The 1,420-nt window shown below is 70.3% G+C and carries 1 protein-coding gene; it reads left to right on the plus strand.

Translation table 11 applies throughout. The annotated features are described in order from the left end of the window. Positions 1-266: 266 nt before the first annotated feature. Entirely contained in the window at positions 267-1,385 is a 1,119-nt protein-coding gene (locus tag I6A81_RS41205; RefSeq protein WP_203008514.1) for an IS30 family transposase, read from the plus strand. Positions 1,386-1,420 lie beyond the last annotated feature (35 nt).

The following is a 1,420-nucleotide window of genomic DNA, read 5'->3' on the forward strand; positions in this document are numbered from 1 at the left end:
CGGCGTCTTCTAGCGGTCCTCGCAACACCCAGGCTTCTGGGGGTTCGAGGATCATGGCGTTGTCGGGTGCGGAGCGGGTGGAGCTTCGTGCGAGGTTCCTGGTGCTGGTCGGTCAGGTGGGTGTCACGGCTGCGGCAAAGCAGCTCGGGATGAATCGGAATACGGCGGTCGTGTGGGCGTTGCGGGCGGGGTTTCGTTGGCAGAGCCGGATGGGTGGGCCTGGTCATCCGGGTCGGGGCGAGTACGACCGGCTTCGGCTGTCGGGAGTGGGTCGTGCCGAGGCTGCGCGGCGTGTCGGGGCTCATGTGGGCACGGCCGGGCGCTGGGATCGTGGCGTGCGTAGGTGCGCGGATGCCCGGGTGGCCTCGGCGCGGCCGGACCTGGAGGGGGTGGCCCTGGATCCGAGGTTTCTGACGCTGGCCGAGCGTGAGCGGATCGCGGACCTGCGGCGGGAGGGTGCCTCGTTGCGGGCGATCGGGCGAGCACTGGGGCGACCGGCCTCGACGGTCAAACGGGAGATCGACAACCGGTCGGTCGACGGCGTCTACCACCCCTACCGGGCGCAGCGGGCGTGGGCGGCGAGCCGGGCCCGGCCCAAGCCGCGCAAGCTGCTGTGCGACGGCCCGTTGCGGGACTTCGTCGCCGACGGGCTACGCCGGCGCTGGTCTCCCCAGCAGGTCTGCCACGCTCTGATCCAGGAGCATCCCGACGACCAGGGCATGCGTGTGAGCCACGAGACGATCTACCAGGCGCTCTACATCCAGGCCCGCGGCGGCCTCAAACGCGAGATCGCCACGGCGCTGCGGTCCGGACGGACCCGGCGCACGCCACACCGCAAGCCCGACCAGCGCACGTCCCGGTTCGTCGACACCATGGTGATGATCTCCGAGCGGCCGGCCGAGGTCGCCGACCGGGCCGTGCCCGGACACTGGGAAGGCGACCTGATCATGGGTGCCGCCAACACGTCCGCGATCGTGACCCTGGTCGAACGCACCACCCGCTACGTGCTGCTCGGGCACCTGCCCGGCGGGCACACCGCCGAACAGGTCCGCGACGTCCTCGTGCCCCTGATCGGATCACTACCCGCCCACCTCCGCGGCTCCCTGACCTGGGACCAGGGCGTCGAGATGGCCGCCCACCGCCAGTTCACCGTCGCCACCGGCGTCCCGGTCTACTTCTGCGACCCGCACTCCCCCTGGCAACGCGGCTCGAACGAGAACACCAACGGACTACTCCGCCAGTACTTCCCCAAAGGCACCGACCTGTCCGCCCACAGCCCCGAAGACCTCGAACACGTCGCCCAGGAACTCAACGGCCGACCCCGACAGACCCTCGACTGGCACACCCCCGCCGAACGCCTCCGTGATCTACTAGCAGCCACATAGACCACCAGGTGTTGCGAGCACCCCTGGAAACCGCC

The sequence above is a fragment of the Frankia nepalensis genome (genome assembly GCF_016786325.1).
Classification (GTDB): domain Bacteria; phylum Actinomycetota; class Actinomycetes; order Frankiales; family Frankiaceae; genus Pseudofrankia; species Pseudofrankia nepalensis.